Origin of the sequence: Bacillus sp. FSL W8-0116 (assembly GCF_038003825.1) — a bacterium.
GTDB classification, from domain to species: Bacteria; Bacillota; Bacilli; order Bacillales; family DSM-4216; genus Bacillus_O; species Bacillus_O smithii.
The window spans coordinates 2,778,288-2,797,750 of the sequence record NZ_JBBOPY010000001.1; the positions used below are offsets into that span (position 1 = coordinate 2,778,288).

Below are 19,463 nucleotides of genomic sequence, written 5' to 3' on the forward strand. Positions count from 1 at the left end.
CACAAATCAAGATGTGGTACAATCATGGTTAGCATAAAAGGAGAGAGTTGGTTTGTTTGAATATATTAAAGGTGTTATTGAATATGTAAGTCCTGAATATATCGTCGTCAATCATCAAGGAATAGGCTATCAAATCATGATGCCGAATCCATTTGTGTTTTCAAAAGAGCTGGGACGCGAGAAAAAAGTGTACATACACATGCATGTACGGGAAGATTTGCTTGCTTTGTACGGTTTTGAGTCAGTCGAAGAAAAAAAGTTATTTCAAAAATTATTAAATGTCTCAGGTATCGGTCCAAAAGGAGCTTTGGCCATTTTGGCTTCGGGAGCCCCTCAACAAGTGATCGCCGCCATTGAAAACGAGGATGAAAAATTTTTGACGAAATTTCCTGGCGTTGGCAAGAAAACGGCAAGACAAATGATTTTAGACTTAAAAGGCAAATTCCAAGATGTCGTTCCCGATTACTTTCCTAATTTATTTTCCTCCTCATCACCTGAATCTCCTGCTGAATTTTCTCCTGAATGGGAGGAAGCCGCTCTTGCGTTGGAGGCGCTTGGGTATTCCCGCAACGAAATTCAAAAAGCGGCTCATGTGTTGAAAGGAAAAGCCCTTTCAACGGATGAATATATAAAGAAAGCTTTACAAGTACTGTTGAAAATATAGAGTGACACTTCCAGCCGTGGGATGGAAGCAATCGGGCATATGGGGAAGCCTTCCCTTAAAAAGGGTGTCTTCTGTGCTGCAGTCCCAAGGAAGGGGAAGGGACGTATTGCCCGTTAATATGGGATATAAGGAGGGAGGAGATGAACGGTGGAGGAAAGGATTGTGTCGGGTGAAGCAGATTGGCAAGAAGCTGCAATGGAACCGAGTCTGCGCCCGCAAACGCTGAAGCAGTATATTGGTCAAGACAAAGTAAAGAGAAATTTGGAAATTTTTATTGAAGCCGCTCGAATGAGACAGGAAACTTTGGATCATGTGCTTTTGTATGGCCCGCCGGGATTGGGAAAAACTACGCTGGCTCAAGTAATCGCTAATGAAATGGGTGTCCGTCTGCGGTCGACTTCAGGACCGGCGATTGAGCGTCCGGGTGATTTGGCGGCTATTTTGACATCGCTTGAGCCCGGAGATGTTTTGTTTATTGATGAAATTCATCGTCTTCCAAGGGCCATTGAAGAGGTGCTTTATCCTGCCATGGAAGATTTTTGCTTAGATATCGTCATCGGCAAAGGTTCAAGTTCTCGTTCTGTCCGGCTTGATGTACCTCCTTTTACGCTTATCGGAGCGACGACGAGAGCTGGATCGCTTTCAGCTCCTTTGCGGGATCGATTTGGGGTCTTAAGCCGGCTTGAATATTATAATCAAGAGCAGTTGAAAGAAATCGTTTTGCGGACCGCCGATATTTTCCATACGGAAATTGAAGAGAGAGGGGCGATGGAAATCGCCAGACGCTCGCGGGGGACGCCGCGAATAGCGAATCGCCTGCTAAAGCGAGTTCGCGACTATGCACAAGTTCGCGGAAATGGATTGATTACGTACGATATTGCCGCTGAGGCGCTTGAGTTGCTGCAGGTGGATCAAATGGGGCTGGATCACATTGACCATAAGCTGCTTTTAACCATCATTGAAAAATTTCGCGGCGGCCCTGTCGGTTTGGATACAATTGCGGCAAGCATCGGCGAAGAACCGGGTACAATAGAAGATGTATATGAGCCGTATTTACTGCAAATAGGTTTTTTACAACGGACGCCTAGGGGAAGAATGGTTACGGAACTTGTTTATCATCACTTTCAAATGGAGGTTCCTAAAGAATGAGCGATTTAGGAAAAACATTGATGATTGTTGGAGGCATTGTCTTTTTGGTCGGTTTTCTCATGCAGTTTATCAAAATTGGGAGACTGCCGGGAGATATTCTCATAAAAAAAGGGAATATGACCTTCTATTTTCCCATTGCTACGTCCATACTGTTAAGCGTCCTGTTGTCCGCGATCTTCTATTTTTTGTCGCGTTTTAACCGGCCGTAGCATCTTCATTCAAAGCTTATGGTCGTTAGGAATACTCAATCATTTTGCCAATCGCAGGCGGACTGCCTCAATTTGGCAAAAGATGTTCTTCAATCCTGCATATAGGATGGGAAACGTTTAGAAACAAGAATTTTTCTGCTTAGAAAAGATTGAATTGAAAAGGTGACATCGAATGAATGTAGAAGATTTTGACTTTGAATTACCAGAAGAATTAATAGCCCAAACTCCTTTAAAAAATCGTTCAGAAAGCCGGCTGATGGTGTTGGATAAGGAAACGGGTGAAATCAAGCATGATATTTTCAAAAATTTATTGCACCATCTGAATCCCGGTGATTGTTTAGTATTGAATGATTCAAAAGTTCTTCCGGCTCGATTGTATGGAGTAAAGAAGGATACGGGTGCTCATATAGAAATTCTGCTTTTAAAACAATTGGAGGGAGATCGCTGGGAAACGTTGGCGAAGCCGGCCAAAAGGTTAAAAGAAGGAAGCCAAATCATTTTCGGAGATGGTCAATTGACAGCGGAGTGCGTTGGGGAGCTCGATCATGGCGGCAGAGTGATCGAATTTCATTATGACGGCATTTTTTACGAAATTCTTGATCAGCTTGGAGAAATGCCGTTGCCCCCTTATATAAAAGAAAAGCTTGAAGATCAAGACCGTTATCAAACCGTGTACGCAAAAGAACGCGGGTCGGCTGCCGCACCGACAGCTGGACTTCATTTTACGGAGGAACTTCTTAAGGAGATTGAATCTGCAGGAGTTCATCTAGCTTTTCTTACTCTGCATGTAGGACTTGGAACGTTCCGTCCTGTGTCGGTAGATAGGGTGGAAGATCATGATATGCATGCCGAGTTCTATCAAGTGTCTAAAGAAACGGCGGATTTAATTGAAAAAGTTCGTAGAGAAGGCGGAAAAATTTATAGTGTTGGAACTACTTCAACTAGAACGCTCGAAACAATTGCCAGGGATCACGACGGAAAAATTGTTCCCGCTAGCGGCTGGACGGATATTTTTATTTATCCGGGATTTCAATTTCGCGCGATCGACGGGTTGATTACGAATTTCCATCTTCCTAAATCGACGCTGATTATGCTTGTGAGCGCCTTGGCAGGGAGAGAAAACATCCTGAATGCCTATGAAACCGCCGTGCGGGAAAAATATCGTTTCTTTAGTTTTGGAGACGCGATGTTTATTAAATAAATTGATTTGGCAAAAAGTTAGCATCAAAAGAGGAAGGAGCATGGAACATTGCCAGCCATCAAGTATGAATTATTGAAAACTTGTAAGCAGACGGGTGCAAGGCTTGGTAGAGTGACGACGCCGCATGGAAGTTTTGAAACGCCCATGTTTATGCCCGTTGGAACGTTAGCGACAGTGAAAACCATGTCCCCGGAAGAATTAAAAGAGATGGGGGCTAAGATTATTTTAAGCAATACGTATCATCTTTGGTTAAGGCCCGGCCATGATATTATCCAAGAAGCGGGCGGCCTTCATTCCTTTATGAATTGGGATGGAGCGATTTTAACCGATTCTGGCGGTTTTCAAGTATTCAGCTTGAGCAAACTTCGTCGCATTGAGGAAGAAGGCGTGTATTTCCGCAATCATTTAAATGGGGAAAAACTGTTTTTATCTCCTGAAAAAGCGATGGAAATTCAAAACGCTCTTGGATCAGACATTATGATGGCATTTGATGAATGCCCTCCTTATCCGGCTGAGTTCGATTATATGAAAAAGTCGATAGAAAGGACTTCGCGATGGGCTGAGCGCTGCCTGAAAGCTCATAAAAGACCGGAAGACCAAGGGTTGTTTGGGATTGTGCAAGGGGGAGAGTATAAAGAACTTCGTCGGCAAAGTGCCAATGATTTAGTGTCTCTTGATTTTCCGGGCTATGCGATCGGTGGACTGTCGGTGGGAGAACCGAAAGAGGTCATGAATGAAATGCTGGAATTCACGACGCCGCTTTTGCCGGCTGATAAACCGCGCTATTTAATGGGAGTAGGGTCGCCGGATTCTTTAATTGACGGCGCCATTCGGGGAATTGATATGTTCGATTGTGTACTTCCAACGCGAATTGCCAGAAACGGTACGCTGATGACGAGCCAAGGTCGGCTTGTGGTGAAAAATGCAAAATACGCTCGCGATTTTCGACCGATTGATGAAAAATGTGATTGCTATACGTGCAGAAACTATTCGAGGGCGTATATCCGTCATTTAATTCATACGAATGAAACATTGGGAATTAGGTTGACGACTTACCACAATCTTTATTTTCTGTTAAAATTAATGGGGAAAATCAGACAAGCTATCCGGGAAGACCGGCTTGGTGATTTTAGAGAAGAGTTTTTTGAACAGTACGGTTTTAATCGTCCTGATGCCAAAAACTTTTAAAAAGGAACGTAAGCTTGAACCTCAAGCTTTGATTGTTTATTGTACTTAGAAAGGGGTGAATGGATTGGGTAGTTTAGGAACATTTTTGCCTTTAATAATCATGTTCGTTCTGTTTTACTTCTTGGTTATCCGTCCTCAGCAAAAACGGCAAAAGCAAGTCATGAATATGCAGAACAGCTTGGAAAAAGGAGATAAGATCGTTACGATTGGCGGTCTTCATGGCATCGTCGATTCGCTGGATGAAAATACGATTGTCATTCGATGCGGAGATGGCAGCCGTTTGACATACGACCGGTCAGCGGTCCGTGATGTGATTGAAAAAGCCAAAAGTTCATCGACGAACTCAAACTCGTAATAAAAAAAGAAGCAATTTGGTCATTCGAATTGCTTCTTTTTTATGGATAGATTAAAGAGCAAAACAGAGACCAGAAACTTGCTAAGACTCTTTCGTTTTCCCGCCGGAAAGATTAACGCCCAAGACGCTTCCGAGCATGGCGGTGGCGATATAGCAAAGATGAAAGATGAGTTGCTTTAAAGAAAAGATGGAGTCGTATCCGAGAAACTGATATAGAAAAATAATGGAACTATAAATGATTCCTGTAAATGCTCCGAGAAGCAGTCCTTTTTCTTTTCCTTTTCCCCCTGTGATGTACCCCCCGATAAATAAACTGAAAAAAGATATAATGGTGACCAATAATTGAATGGAATGTTCCGTTAATTGCGATAACCGTAAAATCGTAGCAAAAATAAGGCTGCTGGCTATGGCCATGATCAGGATCGCGATGACTCCGTATAACACTGCACTAATTTGCCTTTGCATAAAATGGCTTCTCCTCCCGCCTGAAAATTTCAATTTTTCCCAGTACAAGCATATGCGCTTCATTGTCAGGTTAGAAGCAAAAGTTAATGGAAGCTAGGCTCCCGAGTTATTCCGTCATTCTTTGACCATTGTTCACACATACTAAAAAAGGTGAGCGACAAGAAGAGAGAGTTTGGTGAATTCCTGGATAATCCATTTTATTTTGATAAGAAATCCTCTCCGCTAAGAACCGATGAAGAGAGTCAACGATCTTAATCAATGGACGAGAACGAAAAAAATGAGTCAAACGGCTTTTGTTTTCATCGTTAGGCGGACAATTTGCGGTTTTTGCTTAAGCATGGCCTTTATGAAGAAGGAAGAGCAAGGTTGAAAAGGACTGATTTCCCTCTTTTTAAGTGAACCGAATGGAACCTTGCTTCGTTCATCATTTTTTGCATGAAAGCCAGTTTGAGTGAAATTATATCCATTTTTTTATAATGGGAATTTTCAGCAAATCTCTTTTTTTAATAAGGCCAGCTGCACCGGAAATGATGATGTAAAGGACGGAAGTGAAAGTGGCTCCCGCCAAAAAACGAATGAATGGACTTTCCGTGGTGAGTACATATTGATCTGTCAGTTTGGAGAATATAATGACAACCACGACGACAAATATAAAATGAAGATAATCTCTTACATAAATCGTTAAAGATAATTTTTTAACGGCTGTCATTAGATGAAGCAACGTCACTAACATGGTTCCCGTCACAATCCCAAGTGCCGCTCCGTAAATGCCGAATGAAGGCTGGGAGGCGAGTACGAAAATAACGGCCAATTTTACAAAAGAGCCGATAAAGCTGTTGATCATCGCTGCATCCGCAAGATTCAGCGCCTGCAGAACCGCCTGAAGAGGTCCTTGATAATACTGGAAAAGAAAGAAAGGAGCCATCAATTGAATAAACACTGCCCCTTTATTTGATCCATACATTAGCTGCATCAATGGTTCGGCATACAAATAAAGAATAATGACAGCCAGTCCTCCGGTGACTAGACAAAATCGCAAAGCTTCTTGAACTTGGTATTCCAAAAGCCGATAGTTTTTATGGGCATTGGCCTCGCTGATCGCCGGTACTAATGAAGTAGATAAAGAAGTGGTAATAAAAGAAGGCAGCAGTAATAGCGGCAACGCAAAGCCCGTTAACATCCCGTATTGCTGCGTGGCCACACCGGAGGCGATTCCAGCGATGGCCAGACTGCGGGAAACGACAATCGGTTCTAAAAACCACGACAAGGAGCCGATCAGTCTACTGCCCATCGTCGGTATTCCCACAACCATTAATTCTTTAAAAACATCTCCCCCTGAAAAAATGGTTTTCAAAAAGTGGTTTCGCACGCGGAATCTCTTTTTCATTTTAAACATGGTAAACAGATATAACAGGGATCCAAGTTCGCCGAGCACGGAGGCGATCATCGCTCCTGCGGCCGCAAACTCAACGCCGTATGGTAGGAAGGCTTTTGTCATAACGGCGATGAGAGCGATCCTAATCGCCTGCTCCAATACTTGTGATATTGCGGATGGTTTCATATTTTGCCTACCTTGAAAATAGCCCCTTAATACCGAGGAGACGGCAACGACAGGGATAACGGGAGCGATGGCCAGAAGCGGATAGAAAGTCCGTTCATCTGTAAACAAAGTTTTGGAGATAAAAGGCGCACATAACAGCAATCCCGGTGTAAAGATGAGCGAAAGAGAAATCGTGACTCCAAGTGAGACGACAAGAATTTTCTTAATTCTTCGAAAATCGCCTCTTGCTTCAGCTTCCGCCACACTCTTGGAGATAGCCACAGGAAGCCCCATTTGCGTCAATGTAACAGCTAGTATAAAAGTCGGGTAGGCCATCATGTATAATCCGACTCCCTCTTCGCCGATGGACCGAGCGATCACAATTCTATTGATGAACCCTAAAATTCTGGTTACAAAGGTCGCTATTAATAATATGAGTGTTCCTCTAAGAAACTTCGACATTTTCCTCCCTGCCTTCTCAACTGTACCGTTATCTTTTACAATGATATATATGCAAACAAATGGACAAAGCATGACAAGATGTTCATTTATCGGAAAAGGCGGGATGAACATGAAAAAAAATCATCACCCATATCAGCGGTTTTATCATCGATTAACACCAGCTCTTGTCAGCAAGGTGGAAGAATTTCGGCTATTAGGCTATGATTCGGTTCAACTGGATTCATTATGGAATTATTTCATCAAGAAAAAATGGAAGAATGCCCAACAAGATGTGCGGATCTATCAATTAGTAAGCGATATTATTGCACTGAAACCTGGAGATTTTATGAATTATGCAACGGTGGAAGCGTATCGTACCTCTCCTTTGTTGACAGATCAAAATCGAGAAGAAATCCAATACCTTTTTCATCCACAAAAAGAACGATGATAAATTGACAGCTTCTTTTTTCTGCTTCATAATAAATACGTTGAGCGATTCTGGTGCCTTATTCGCCAGAATTTTTTTGTATCTTCGCAGTACATATTTAAGGAGGCTTTAATTGGAATGGTAAAGCGGAGCCGTATTGTTGCCTTTTTTTTGATTGTGATTCTAATCGGAAGCTTGGCGGGGGCAACAACTAAAAATATTTTGAATCATATCAGGCTGGGCCTTGATTTGCAGGGCGGTTTTGAAGTTCTGTATAAAGTCGAACCAGCGAAAAAAGGACAAAAAATTACGGATAAAGTAGTAGCGGATACAGCCGAAGCCCTTGATAAGCGGATTAATGTTCTCGGGGTAAGCGAACCAAGTATTCAGATTGAGAATGGTCATCGCATCCGCGTCCAGCTGGCAGGGGTGGAGGATCAAAATCAGGCTCGTGAAATGCTATCGACTCAAGCCAACTTGACGTTTCGCGATGTCAATGACCATGTGATGCTTGATGGTTCGGATCTTGTCTCCGGAGGAGCGAAGCAATCATTTTCGCAGGATGGCAAGCCGAATGTTGTGCTTAAATTAAAGGACCGGAATAAATTTAAAAAGGTCACTCAAAAAATTGTTAGCATGGCTCCCAATAACCAGCTTGTCATTTGGCTTGATTTTGAAGAAGGAAAAGATTCCTTTAAAAAAGAAATTCAGAAAAAACATCCGAAATTTATATCCGCGCCTAACGTAAACGAAGTGTTAGACACGGATCAAGTGACGATCGAGGGCAACTTCACCACTAAAGAAGCCCAAAACCTTGCTTCTTTGTTAAATGCAGGCGCATTGCCGGTGAAGCTGAAGGAAGTTTACTCGACATCGGTCGGCGCCCAATTCGGTGAACAAGCGTTGCATGATACCGTTCTTGCCGGAATCATCGGGATTGCAGTCGTTTACTTATTTATGATTTTTTACTATCGGTTGCCAGGTATCATCGCTGTGATTGCCCTTTCCATCTATATTTATTTAGTACTTTTGATATTCGATTGGATGCACGCCGTGTTGACCCTTCCGGGAATAGCGGCTCTGATCCTTGGGGTTGGAATGGCGGTCGATGCCAACATCATCTCGGCTGAACGGGTGAAGGAAGAGATAAGGGTTGGAAAAAGCATTCGGTCTGCCTTTCAAGCCGGTAATAAAAACTCTTTATTGACCATAATTGACGCCAATATTACGACTCTTTTGGCGGCTGCCGTTCTCTTTTTCTTCGGGACAAGCTCTGTCAAAGGTTTTGCGACCAGTTTAATTGTCAGCATCATCGTCAGCTTTATCACCGCTGTCTGGTTATCGAGAGTTTTGCTTGGATTAATTGTTCAAAGCGGACTGGTCAAAAACCGTCCAGGATGGTTTGGAGTTCGCAAAAAAGATATCCACGATATAAAAGAAAACGTAGATACATTAGATTTGAGTACGAAATTTGACCGTTTTGATTTTGTCAAGCATCACCGTAAGTTTTTTGCTTTTTCATTGATTTTGATCATTGCCGGTATGATCGTGTTGGGAATCTACAGGTTGAACTTGGGTATTGATTTTACGAGTGGAACGAGATTGGAAATTATGGCGAATCAGCCATTGACGGAGGAAAAAGTAGCGAATGAGCTGAAGGCTGTCCATCTGAAAGCAGATCGAATTTTGATATCCGGCGATAAGAAAAATATCGGGACAGCAAGATTTAAAGAAGCGTTGACCAAAAAAGAAATTGCCCAAGTAAAAGAACATTTCCACAAGAAGTTTGGAAACGAGCCGAATGTGAGCAGCGTATCTCCTATTGTCGGAAAAGAGCTGGTGAAAAATGCGATTTACGCTTTGATCATCGCTTCCATAGGGATCGTTATCTATCTTGCATTTCGCTTCGAAATTTACATGGGGATTTCTTCCATTGCGGCCTTGCTGCATGACGTATTTGTGATTGTATCCGTCTTTAGTTTAACGAGACTGGAAGTAGATCTTACATTTGTCGCCGCCGTGTTGACAATCGTCGGTTATTCCTTAAATGATACGATCGTCACGTTTGACCGGATTAGGGAAAATCTGAAAAAACGCCGCCGCATTAAATCGTATGATGAATTGGCTGATATTGTAAACCGCAGCTTGCGGCAAACGTTGACCCGTTCGGTGAATACGGTTTTAACCGTGTTGATTACTGTTGTGGCGCTGCTTCTTTTCGGAAGCGAATCGATTCGCAATTTCTCCATTGCTCTTTTCATCGGATTGATTTTCGGAACCTACTCTTCCTTGTTTATTGCCGCTCAATTATGGTTGGTGATGAAAAAAAGAGAATTGAAGAAGAAAGGTTCCTTAAAAACGTATAAAGAAAAACGCAAATGGAGCGACGAACCGCAAGTATAAATGAAATAAATAACATCTTTTAAAAGCTGCAGGATCATCCTGCGGCTTTTTTCATGGCATCGAACTGTGGGGGGTGAATCCGTCATTGAAAGCAGAATATGAGTTTTGTATAATAGGATGAGTTGAGGGGTGAACGTATGTTAAAACCAAAAACCCGATGGATTGTTCGGAAACATCTCTCGGATGAGACTGTTCGAACATTGTCAAATGAACTGGATATCAGCCCTCTTTTGGCCGAACTGTTAGTGAACCGTGGTATTACCGAGGTAGAATCGGCACGGTGTTTTTTATTTGATAAAGGAGAAAGCTTTCACGATCCATTTCTCTTAAAAGATATGGATAAGGCAGTTCGTCGCATAAAAGAGGCCATTAAAAACGAAGAAAACATTTTGGTATATGGAGATTATGACGCCGATGGTGTGACAAGTACATCGGTTATGGTTACCGCTCTACAAGATTTAGGAGCGAATGTTGATTATTACATACCGAATCGATTTACCGAAGGATACGGACCTAATGAAAATGCTTTTCGATTGGCAAAATCGCGCGATATTCATTTGATCATTACCGTAGATACGGGGATAGCGGCTGTGAAAGAAGTGGCTCTGGCAAAGGAATTGGGAATGGATGTCATTATAACGGACCATCATGAACCTGGTCCTGTCATTCCCGAAGCATTTGCCGTTATTCATCCCAAGCATCCGGAAGGAAATTATCCGTTTCCTTATTTGGCAGGTGTAGGAGTGGCATTCAAGACGGCACACGCTTTATATGGCGAGCTGCCGGAGAATCTATTAGATTTAGCCGCCATCGGGACAGTTGCTGATTTAGTGCCGCTTTTGGGAGAAAACCGTTCTCTTGTAAAAGCAGGCTTAAAAAAACTGCAGCAGACAAGTCGTTTGGGCATTCAAGCGATTTGTCGATTAAACGGCGTATCCTTAGAAGAGATCAATGAAGATACTATTGGTTATATGATAGCCCCTAGACTGAATGCCGCCGGAAGATTGGATTCTGCGTATCCCGCCGTTGACTTGCTTCTTGCGGAAGATCAAGAAACGGCTCTTTCCATTGCGGAAGAGATTAATCGGATGAATGCAGATCGGCAGCAAATGGTAAATGAGATGACGAAAGAAGCAGTGGAAATCGTTGAAACTTCCTATCCGCCAGACCGGAATCCCGTCCTTGTGATTGGGAAAGAAGGTTGGAATCCCGGCGTTATCGGGATAGCTGCTTCTCGGCTTGTTGAAAAATACTATCGACCCGTTATTATTTTAAGCTTTGATCGGGAAAGCGGGCTTGCAAAAGGATCTGCCCGCAGCATTCAAGGATTTAATTTGTTTGATAGCTTATCGGAGTGCCGCGATCTATTGCCCCATTTTGGCGGGCATACGATGGCAGCAGGAATGACGATGAAAATCGAAGACGTAGATCGATTGCGCAGCCGAATGATCGAATTGGCTCGAGAACAGCTGAATGAGGAAGATTTTATACCACAAACGGAAGTGGATATGGCCATAAACCTGGAGGATGCCGAGCTGTCAATGATTGAAGAACTTCAGCTGCTTGCCCCTTTTGGTACGGAAAATCCGAAGCCAACGTTTTTACTGGGGGATCTGGCTTTTCGCAACATGCGGAAAATCGGTGCAGATCAATCTCATTTGAAAATGCAGCTCGCCAGTGGTGACGCCTCTTTGGACGCTATCGGTTTCGGCATGGGAGAAATGGCTGATCACATAGCTCCTCAATCGAAGGTTTCGGTTATCGGAGAACTTGGCATCAACGAATGGAATCATATCAAAAAGCCGCAGATCGTCCTGCAGGATATTCAAGTAAAAGAATGGCAGTTGTTCGATGTCAGGGGAATGCGGCAACTCGATAAGTGGATGGATCTTGTTCCGGATGACAGGATTTTGATTGTCTTTCATGAAGACACGATAGCCCGACTTCGACTTCAACCTCTTGAAAAAGATCTTGTCGTCGTTTCTAATTTGGAAACAGCCGCTAATCTCGATATTTCCGGCCGAAATATCGTTTTTATGGATTTGCCTCCAAAAAAAGAATATATGGAAATCTTGCTTTCTCATAAGAGTCCGAACAGAATTTATGCCCATTTTTATCAAGAAAAGCAGCATTATTTCAGTACAGTGCCCACAAGGGAGCATTTTAAATGGTATTATGCTTTTCTTCTCAAACAGAAAACTTTTGATTTAAAACGATACAGCGGCGATTTGGCTAAATACCGGGGATGGTCGAAAGAAACGATTGAGTTCATGTCCAGAGTGTTTTTAGAACTCGGATTTGTTACAATAGAAGATGGCCTTATTTCATTAAATGAAGCGCCGGCTAAGCGAGATTTAAGTGAATCCAAAGCTTACCGCGAAAAACAGGAGCAATATCAAATCGAGAACGAACTGTTATATTCAAACTACGAACAATTGAGAGATTGGTTTAATCAATATTTTTATTTGTCTCAAAATCATGAGGAGGAAACTAAAACATGGATTTGAAAAAGTATATTGCTGTCGTGCCTGACTGGCCTCAGCCTGGAGTGCAATTTAAAGATATCACGCCGCTCATGGATAATGGCGAAGCGTTTAAATTTGCGACTGATCAAATCGTAGCCTATGCAGAAAAGAAAAAAGTAGATATAGTCGTAGGACCTGAAGCGCGTGGGTTCATTGTAGGCTGTCCTGTTGCTTATGCTCTTGGAGTTGGATTTGCGCCTGTAAGAAAAGAAGGTAAGCTTCCTCGAGAAACGGTAAAAGTGGAATATGGCCTTGAATATGGAAAAGATGTGTTAACCATCCATAAAGATGCCATTAAACCGGGGCAAAGAGTATTGATTATCGATGACTTATTGGCAACCGGAGGAACAATCGAAGCAACGATTAAACTGGTGGAACAACTCGGCGGTATCGTTGTTGGCATTGCCTTTTTAATCGAATTGGCCTATCTGGAAGGACGCAAGAAGCTGGACGGGTACGATATTCTGGCGTTAATGAAATACGAATAAACGACTCTCTTTTATGAGAGTTTTAAGGTATGGCACTCTTTTTTCGAGTGTTTTTGCTGATGCGACTCGATCAAATGTAGAGAAACGCTCATTTTTGATGGAAAACGCTTGGACAATTTTGTTTTAAGCGGTACAATAATGTTACTAGCCGAAGACGAAAAAATGGATGAAAAGCCCTTTTTATAAGGGCTTTTTGGTCTTCTTAAAAAGGTCGAACGATAACGAAAGATGAATCCTTTTCATTGTCCAGCGGGCAAGGCAGAGAAAATGGCGGCTCAGATTGGCAGGAGATAATGGCGAAAAGGGCTGTAATAAAGATTAATCGACAAAATTCAACATTCTTTTCAATAAATTTGAATAGATGACTTTACATCTATTCTTTTTTTAAAGATAATAGAAAAATAAAGTTATTTTTAAAACTCAATACCCAAATATTTTTAAAATTACAAAGGTGAGTATTTATATGGCGAAAGATCAGGTATTAACCGCCGAACAAGTAATCGATCGGGTGAAACAATATTTAAATGAAGAGCATGTAGCTTTAGTATATAAGGCCTATCGTGTGGCAGAAGAAGCACACAAACATCAATACCGGAAATCCGGGGAACCTTATATTATGCATCCGGTGCAGGTTGCAGGCATTTTAGCGGATTTGGAAATGGATCCTGCAACAGTGGCAGCGGGTTTTTTGCATGATGTCGTGGAAGATACGGAAATGACCCTCGACGATTTAAAGAGGGAATTTAATGAAGAAATTGCCATGCTTGTGGATGGAGTCACGAAGCTTGGCAAGATTAAATATAAGTCTCATGAAGAACAGCAAGCGGAAAATCACCGGAAAATGTTTTTGGCTATGGCTCAAGATATTCGAGTGATTTTGATTAAGCTTGCTGATCGTCTGCATAATATGCGTACGTTGAAACATTTGCCGGCTGAAAAACAACGCAGAATCGCCAATGAAACGCTGGAAATTTTCGCCCCGCTTGCTCACCGGCTGGGAATTTCTAAAATCAAGTGGGAGTTGGAAGATACCGCACTTCGCTATTTAAACCCGCAGCAATATTATCGAATTGTCAATCTGATGAAGAGAAAGCGGGCTGAGCGCGAAGAATACTTGGAAGAGGTCGTTGAAGAAGTGAGGGAGCGGCTGAAAGAAGTCTCGATTGAAGCGGAAATATCAGGCCGCCCTAAACATATTTACAGCATTTACCGGAAAATGGTCATAAAAAACAAACAATTCAATGAAATATACGACTTATTGGCTGTAAGAATTTTAGTCAACAGCATTAAAGATTGTTACGCGGTGCTTGGAATTATTCATACATGCTGGAAACCGATGCCGGGGCGTTTCAAAGATTATATTGCTATGCCGAAGCCTAATATGTACCAATCGCTGCATACGACTGTCATCGGTCCGAAAGGCGATCCTTTGGAAGTTCAAATCAGGACTTTTGATATGCATCGCATCGCTGAATATGGGGTTGCTGCCCACTGGGCATATAAAGAAGGAAAAACGCTTGATGAAAACTCTTCTTTTGAAAAGAAACTTTCTTGGTTCCGTGAAATTCTTGAGTTTCAAAAAGAATCGGCCAATGCGGAAGAATTTATGGAATCTCTGAAAATTGACTTATTTTCCGATATGGTATTTGTATTTACTCCAAAAGGAGATGTCATCGAGCTTCCGTCCGGCTCTGTTCCGATCGATTTTGCCTATCGAATCCACTCGGAAATCGGCAACAAAACGATCGGTGCAAAAGTCAATGGAAAAATGGTGACTCTTGATTACAAGCTGAAAACTGGGGACATCGTGGAAATATTGACGTCCAAGCATTCTTACGGTCCAAGTCAAGACTGGATTAAATTGGCCCAAACGTCCCAAGCGAAAAATAAAATTAAACAGTTTTACAAGAAACAACGGAAAGAAGAAAACATTGAAAAAGGTCGGGAGCTTGTAGAAAAAGAAATCCGCAATATGGATTTTGATTTAAAAGAAGTAATGACGCCGGAAAATATTAAAAAAGTAGCTGAAAAATTCAATTTCTCATCGGAAGAAGATATGTACGCAGCTGTCGGCTATAATGGCATTACCGCTGCCCAAATCGCCAACAGATTGACGGAAAAATTGAGAAAACAGAGAGATGAAGAAATCAGTGTTCAAGAATCGGCGATCAAAGAGCTGAAAACATTCCCGACTACTAGTAAAACGAATGTCGGTGTTCGAGTAAAAGGAATCGATAATTTGCTGCTCCGCCTTTCAAGATGCTGCAATCCGGTTCCTGGAGATGACATCGTCGGCTATATTACGAAAGGACGCGGTATTTCCGTTCATCGTGCGGATTGTCCTAATATCCATACTGAAGAGACGAAAGATCGTTTAATTCCGGTCGAATGGGAAAGCAATCCGGAAAATCATAAAGAATACAACGTAGAAATCGAAATATCGGGTTATGACCGCCGCGGTTTATTAAATGAAGTTCTCCAAGTGGTCAATGAAACAAAAACCAATATTTCAGCGGTTACCGGCCGATCCGATCGCAATAAAGTAGCTAGAATACACATGTCGATTTTCATACGCAACGTCAGCCACTTGCATAAAGTGGTGGAACGAATTAAGCAAATACCAGACATTTATGCGGTAAGAAGAATTATGAATTAAGGGTGTGGAAAATGAGAGTCGTACTGCAAAGAAGCAAAGAAGCTTCCGTCGAAGTGGACGGAAAAACGGTCGGACAAATTTCATCCGGTTTTGTCCTTCTAGTTGGAATCACTCATGAAGATACAGAAGAAGACGCCGCTTATTTAGCGGAAAAAATTGCCGGGCTAAGAGTATTCGAAGACGATAAGGGAAAAATGAACTTATCTATCCTTGATGTAAATGGAGAAATTCTTTCCATATCGCAATTTACTTTATATGGCGATACGAGAAAAGGACGGCGTCCCAATTTTATGAACGCCGCTAAACCGAGCCATGCAGAGCCTTTATATGATCGTTTTAATGAATTATTGCGCGAAAAAGGCGTGCACGTGGAAACCGGCCGATTTGGAGCGATGATGGACGTCAAATTAGTCAACGATGGGCCGGTCACCTTAATATTGGAAAGTAAATAACGTGATTTTAAGAGGATGGCCGACTGGCCGCCTTTTTATTGTGAAAAATAAGAAATGAGACCGTTGTAAATGCCGGTTGTTGCCTGCTCTTGATAGGGAAGGGTGATAACGGTTTGCTCTTCCTGTGGATTGCTTAAAAAACCAAGTTCAAGCAAAACAGAAGGTTGACTGTTTTCTCTTAGTACGTAAAAATCGCCTTTTTTAACGCCGAGAGAAAAAAGCGGACTTGCTTTTTTTACTTGCATTTCCACCGCTTGAGCCAGCCTCTGTTGATAAGGATGATAGTAATAAGTGGTAAAGCCCCGAATATTTTGATTGTGGTTGCTGTCAAAGTGGATGCTTATGAAGGCATCGGCTCCTAAAATTTGGGACATGGCCACTCTCGAAGCCAGCGGAATATAGGAATCATCCTCTCTTGTTAAAAAAACATGCGCCCCAGCCCGTTCCAATTTTTCGTATAAACGTTCTGCTGTTTCCAACGTTAAAATTTTTTCCATAGTGCCGCTTGCTCCTTTTGTTCCTCGGTCTTTTCCTCCATGCCCCGGATCAAGGACGATGGTTTTTCCTTTTAGAACGCTTAGATCCAGTGCTGATTGGGAAGAAACATTGGCTTGATGAACAGCGACTACCCAGCTGGCTATATACCCTGTCTGCCCTTTCGATAAATCAATTTCATACCAATTTCCAACCTCTTTGTTGATCGGATAACGATCACCCGCATTTGCTTTTGCCGTAACAGCGGAATCGGTAGATGGTTCAGTTCGAATATTGGTATTGTTGTAAAGAACGACGGCCATCCTATTGTTCAAAACGTTTTCTTTTTGATCATTGAGGCGAATAAATTGTTGATTTACCCAAGCTGTTTGGTTTTGGTATTCGATTTGCACCCATTCATTTTTCGTTTGTTCGGCCTTCACTGAATCTCCGCTATTCAACTTTCCGACAATATCTCCTTGCTCTGAAGGAATGTTTCGAACATTGACGTGGTCTGCTATGATGATCCCTTGTCGGCTGAAATCGCTCTGTTTTTGATCCAACGTAGTTAAGTAGCCGGCGATCCATCCTTTTGTTCCATTCTTTAATTCAATTTTGTACCAGCCGTTTTGTGATTCCAGCACAGAATAGGTTTCGTTGTTTTTCACGTTGCCGATGATTCCAAAAGAATAGCCGGGGCCTTCCCGAACATTGACGACATCGGTGTTTACGGTGATGCTGTTTGCGTAAGCCAAGCTAGTCTGAAGCAAAACAATCAAAAGCGACAAAAGAAACAACGTCAAAAAACGCGTACCCATCACTCACCATCCATGTCTGTTTTGATTCTGATCCGTCTTTTGAAAGGAACTCACTGTTTCAATTCTTCTTTTTCAAAAAAAATCCTGTTTTTTTATGAAAAATTAGGAAAAAGGAAATAATAGAAACAATCTCTTTGCGGATGGATCAGATTTTACGAAAGGCAGGTATCATCATGCGGGCAAACGATAAACAAACAATGGTCTCAAGTGAAAACAAGCCTTTATTTGGCATCCGTTTCCATGATCGAATAGATAGAGAAGAAGCGAATTTATGGGAGCTTGCTTCTGAATTCGGTGTCTCTCTGAACGAAATCAAGCGGATAAAAAAGAGGCTTGAACGTTCTTGAGAAATTCCTTATACTAAGGACATTGGCATGTGCGAATTCTATCAAACACATATAGATAAAACCAATGAGGGAGAAGAGTAGTTAAAAACGCATGCAAAGAGAGGAAATGCCTTGGGCTGAAAGCGTTTCTGCATGGCTGTTTAACGAAAAACACTCCTTAGGTTTCCCTCTGAACTTTTAGTAGGAGGGAACGCAGATGGCGTTAACGGACAAAGTGGGAGCAATTTTCGCTCCAATTAGGGTGGTACCACGGGAATCTACTCTCGTCCCTTGTTTTGGCAAGCGCAAGCAAGGGGCGAGAGTTTTTTATTAGCCGATGGGTTCATCCGTAAGAATTCATGTACATAGTGGTTAGGTACGAAGGAGGAGTAATCATGATACAAATTCCAAGAGGCACTCAGGATATCCTTCCGGGAACTGTAGAAAAATGGCAGTGGATTGAGCAAACGGCCAAAGAGGTTTGTCGGATCTATAATTATTCTGAAATTCGTACTCCGATTTTTGAACACACTGAGCTTTTTCAGCGGGGGGTCGGAGATACAACGGATATTGTGCAAAAAGAAATGTACACGTTTGAAGACAGGGGCGGACGCAGTCTTACGCTTAGACCGGAAGGAACCGCTTCTGTCGTCCGTTCTTATGTGGAAAATAAAATGTACGGAGATCCTAATCAGCCTGTTAAGCTGTTTTACACAGGGCCGATGTTTCGCTACGAACGTCCTCAGGCCGGACGTTTTCGCCAATTTGTCCAGTTTGGGGTTGAAGCGATTGGAAGCGAGGATCCGGCTATAGACGCTGAAGTCATTTCAATTGTCATGACTATTTTCAAAAAGTTAGGTCTAAAAAATATTCAACTTGTCATAAATTCGTTGGGCGATAAAGAAAGTCGACTTGCTCATCGGGAAGCTCTTATTCAGCATTTCAAGCCTCGGATCGGTGAATTTTGTGCTGATTGTCAAAATCGGCTGGACAAGAATCCGCTGAGGATTTTAGACTGCAAAAAAGATCGCGACCATGAATTGATGAAGACGGCTCCATCGATATTGGATTATTTAACAGAACCTTCCAGAAAGTTTTTTGATAAAGTTCAATTTTATTTAAAGGAACTTGGAATTGAATTTATTGTAGATCCTACGCTTGTCCGCGGATTGGATTACTACCATCACACCGCTTTTGAAGTTATGAGCAATGCTGAAGGATTCGGTGCCATTACGACTTTATGCGGCGGCGGACGATATAACGGACTTGTCCAAGACTTGGGAGGTCCGGAAATGCCGGGAATTGGCTTTGCATTCAGCATCGAACGGCTTTTGCAGGCACTTGAAGCGGAAAAAGTCGAATTGCCTGTAGAACGAGGTCTCGATTGTTTTCTTGTTTCTCTTGGAGAGGAAGCAAAAGATTATTCCGTCAAGCTGTTGCAAGAGCTTCGCCATGCCGGAATTCGGGCCGATAAAGACTACCAAGATCGAAAAATGAAAGCTCAGTTGAAACAGGCGGACCGGTTAGGCGCTCGCTTTGCGGCGATTTTAGGTGAAGACGAATTAAAGAAACAGGTGGTCGTCCTAAAACAGATGGAAACAGGTGAGCAAAGAGAAGTTCCTATTGACCGGCTTGTTTCTGAATTAAAAGAAATATAAAGTACGAATCAATCTGTATATCGA

Annotated in this window: 17 protein-coding genes and 1 other annotated feature; of the genes, 14 read left to right on the plus strand and 3 right to left on the minus strand. The window is 42.3% G+C overall.

Features of this window, described 5'->3' with window-relative positions; translation table 11 throughout:
• The first annotated feature begins 52 nt into the window (after window positions 1-52).
• The 6 genes from ruvA to yajC all read left to right on the plus strand — a co-directional run bounded on the left by ruvA (window position 53) and on the right by yajC (window position 4,766).
• Complete coding sequence (gene ruvA / locus N1I86_RS13190) at window positions 53-664, plus strand: Holliday junction branch migration protein RuvA (protein ID WP_341096684.1); 612 nt, start codon at window positions 53-55, stop codon at window positions 662-664.
• A gap of 147 nt (window positions 665-811) precedes the next feature.
• A complete protein-coding gene (gene ruvB / locus N1I86_RS13195) occupies window positions 812-1,813 on the plus strand; it encodes a Holliday junction branch migration DNA helicase RuvB (RefSeq protein ID WP_270583111.1) in 1,002 nt (333 codons plus the stop codon).
• On the plus strand, window positions 1,810-2,022 hold the full coding sequence (locus tag N1I86_RS13200; RefSeq protein WP_341096688.1) for a DUF2905 domain-containing protein: 213 nt from the start codon (window positions 1,810-1,812) through the stop codon (window positions 2,020-2,022). The genes ruvB and N1I86_RS13200 overlap by 4 nt, the downstream gene beginning before the upstream one ends.
• Window positions 2,023-2,194: 172 nt before the next feature.
• Window positions 2,195-3,223, plus strand: coding sequence for a tRNA preQ1(34) S-adenosylmethionine ribosyltransferase-isomerase QueA (gene queA, locus N1I86_RS13205; protein ID WP_270583112.1), 1,029 nt, complete (start codon window positions 2,195-2,197; stop codon window positions 3,221-3,223).
• 48 nt (window positions 3,224-3,271) lie between these two features.
• On the plus strand, window positions 3,272-4,411 hold the full coding sequence (tgt, locus tag N1I86_RS13210; protein ID WP_341096690.1) for a tRNA guanosine(34) transglycosylase Tgt: 1,140 nt from the start codon (window positions 3,272-3,274) through the stop codon (window positions 4,409-4,411).
• 64 nt (window positions 4,412-4,475) lie between these two features.
• Window positions 4,476-4,766 carry a preprotein translocase subunit YajC gene (yajC, locus tag N1I86_RS13215; RefSeq protein WP_341096691.1) on the plus strand — a complete coding sequence of 97 codons (291 nt, stop codon included), beginning with the start codon at window positions 4,476-4,478 and terminating at the stop codon, window positions 4,764-4,766.
• Window positions 4,767-4,847: 81 nt separating this feature from the next.
• Here the strand turns inward: yajC and N1I86_RS13220 are convergent, their stop codons facing one another.
• Both N1I86_RS13220 and spoVB read right to left on the minus strand, forming a co-directional pair.
• On the minus strand, window positions 4,848-5,231 hold the full coding sequence (locus N1I86_RS13220; protein ID WP_048623749.1) for a TIGR04086 family membrane protein: 384 nt from the start codon (window positions 5,229-5,231) through the stop codon (window positions 4,848-4,850).
• A 457-nt stretch (window positions 5,232-5,688) separates the two neighbouring features.
• The gene (spoVB, locus tag N1I86_RS13225; protein WP_341096694.1) at window positions 5,689-7,233 is read right to left on the minus strand and encodes a stage V sporulation protein B; all 1,545 of its coding nucleotides are present in this window, start codon (window positions 7,231-7,233) and stop codon (window positions 5,689-5,691) included.
• Between the two features lie 109 nt (window positions 7,234-7,342).
• Between spoVB and N1I86_RS13230 the strand changes: the two genes are divergently transcribed.
• The 6 genes from N1I86_RS13230 to dtd all read left to right on the plus strand — a co-directional run bounded on the left by N1I86_RS13230 (window position 7,343) and on the right by dtd (window position 16,163).
• Window positions 7,343-7,660, plus strand: a complete 318-nt coding sequence (locus tag N1I86_RS13230) for a post-transcriptional regulator (protein ID WP_341096696.1) — start codon at window positions 7,343-7,345, stop codon at window positions 7,658-7,660.
• 117 nt (window positions 7,661-7,777) lie between these two features.
• Entirely contained in the window at window positions 7,778-10,042 is a 2,265-nt protein-coding gene (gene secDF / locus N1I86_RS13235) for a protein translocase subunit SecDF (RefSeq protein WP_341096697.1), read from the plus strand.
• Between the two features lie 137 nt (window positions 10,043-10,179).
• Complete coding sequence (gene recJ / locus N1I86_RS13240) at window positions 10,180-12,549, plus strand: single-stranded-DNA-specific exonuclease RecJ (protein WP_341096699.1); 2,370 nt, start codon at window positions 10,180-10,182, stop codon at window positions 12,547-12,549.
• Window positions 12,540-13,055, plus strand: coding sequence for an adenine phosphoribosyltransferase (locus tag N1I86_RS13245; protein WP_003355482.1), 516 nt, complete (start codon window positions 12,540-12,542; stop codon window positions 13,053-13,055). The genes recJ and N1I86_RS13245 overlap by 10 nt, the downstream gene beginning before the upstream one ends.
• Before the next feature lie 463 nt (window positions 13,056-13,518).
• Window positions 13,519-15,711 (plus strand): RelA/SpoT family protein, encoded by a 2,193-nt coding sequence (locus N1I86_RS13250; protein ID WP_270584286.1) that lies wholly within the window; start codon window positions 13,519-13,521, stop codon window positions 15,709-15,711.
• 11 nt (window positions 15,712-15,722) lie between these two features.
• Window positions 15,723-16,163, plus strand: coding sequence for a D-aminoacyl-tRNA deacylase (gene dtd / locus N1I86_RS13255; RefSeq protein WP_003355480.1), 441 nt, complete (start codon window positions 15,723-15,725; stop codon window positions 16,161-16,163).
• Between the two features lie 35 nt (window positions 16,164-16,198).
• Here the strand turns inward: dtd and N1I86_RS13260 are convergent, their stop codons facing one another.
• Window positions 16,199-17,455, minus strand: coding sequence for an N-acetylmuramoyl-L-alanine amidase (locus N1I86_RS13260; RefSeq protein ID WP_341096701.1), 1,257 nt, complete (start codon window positions 17,453-17,455; stop codon window positions 16,199-16,201).
• Window positions 17,456-17,628: 173 nt separating this feature from the next.
• Here N1I86_RS13260 and N1I86_RS13265 point away from each other — a divergent pair, with 173 nt between their 5' ends.
• Window positions 17,629-17,802, plus strand: coding sequence for a hypothetical protein (locus tag N1I86_RS13265; protein ID WP_040341976.1), 174 nt, complete (start codon window positions 17,629-17,631; stop codon window positions 17,800-17,802).
• 55 nt (window positions 17,803-17,857) lie between these two features.
• Window positions 17,858-18,076, plus strand: a binding site (T-box leader).
• Window positions 18,077-18,173: 97 nt separating this feature from the next.
• Window positions 18,174-19,439, plus strand: coding sequence for a histidine--tRNA ligase (hisS, locus tag N1I86_RS13270; protein ID WP_341097357.1), 1,266 nt, complete (start codon window positions 18,174-18,176; stop codon window positions 19,437-19,439).
• The last annotated feature ends 24 nt before the right edge of the window (window positions 19,440-19,463 follow it).

Bases quoted from the DNA above. Each gene is read 5' to 3' on its own strand.
- N1I86_RS13200 (WP_341096688.1), top strand. From the start codon at position 1,810: ATGAGCGATTTAGGAAAAACATTGATGATTGTTGGAGGCATTGTCTTT.
- queA (WP_270583112.1), top strand. From the start codon at position 2,195: ATGAATGTAGAAGATTTTGACTTTGAATTACCAGAAGAATTAATAGCC.
- N1I86_RS13220 (WP_048623749.1), bottom strand. From the start codon at position 5,231: ATGCAAAGGCAAATTAGTGCAGTGTTATACGGAGTCATCGCGATCCTG.
- spoVB (WP_341096694.1), bottom strand. From the start codon at position 7,233: ATGTCGAAGTTTCTTAGAGGAACACTCATATTATTAATAGCGACCTTT.
- N1I86_RS13230 (WP_341096696.1), top strand. From the start codon at position 7,343: ATGAAAAAAAATCATCACCCATATCAGCGGTTTTATCATCGATTAACA.
- secDF (WP_341096697.1), top strand. From the start codon at position 7,778: ATGGTAAAGCGGAGCCGTATTGTTGCCTTTTTTTTGATTGTGATTCTA.
- recJ (WP_341096699.1), top strand. From the start codon at position 10,180: ATGTTAAAACCAAAAACCCGATGGATTGTTCGGAAACATCTCTCGGAT.
- N1I86_RS13245 (WP_003355482.1), top strand. From the start codon at position 12,540: ATGGATTTGAAAAAGTATATTGCTGTCGTGCCTGACTGGCCTCAGCCT.
- N1I86_RS13250 (WP_270584286.1), top strand. From the start codon at position 13,519: ATGGCGAAAGATCAGGTATTAACCGCCGAACAAGTAATCGATCGGGTG.
- dtd (WP_003355480.1), top strand. From the start codon at position 15,723: ATGAGAGTCGTACTGCAAAGAAGCAAAGAAGCTTCCGTCGAAGTGGAC.
- N1I86_RS13260 (WP_341096701.1), bottom strand. From the start codon at position 17,455: ATGGGTACGCGTTTTTTGACGTTGTTTCTTTTGTCGCTTTTGATTGTT.
- N1I86_RS13265 (WP_040341976.1), top strand. From the start codon at position 17,629: ATGCGGGCAAACGATAAACAAACAATGGTCTCAAGTGAAAACAAGCCT.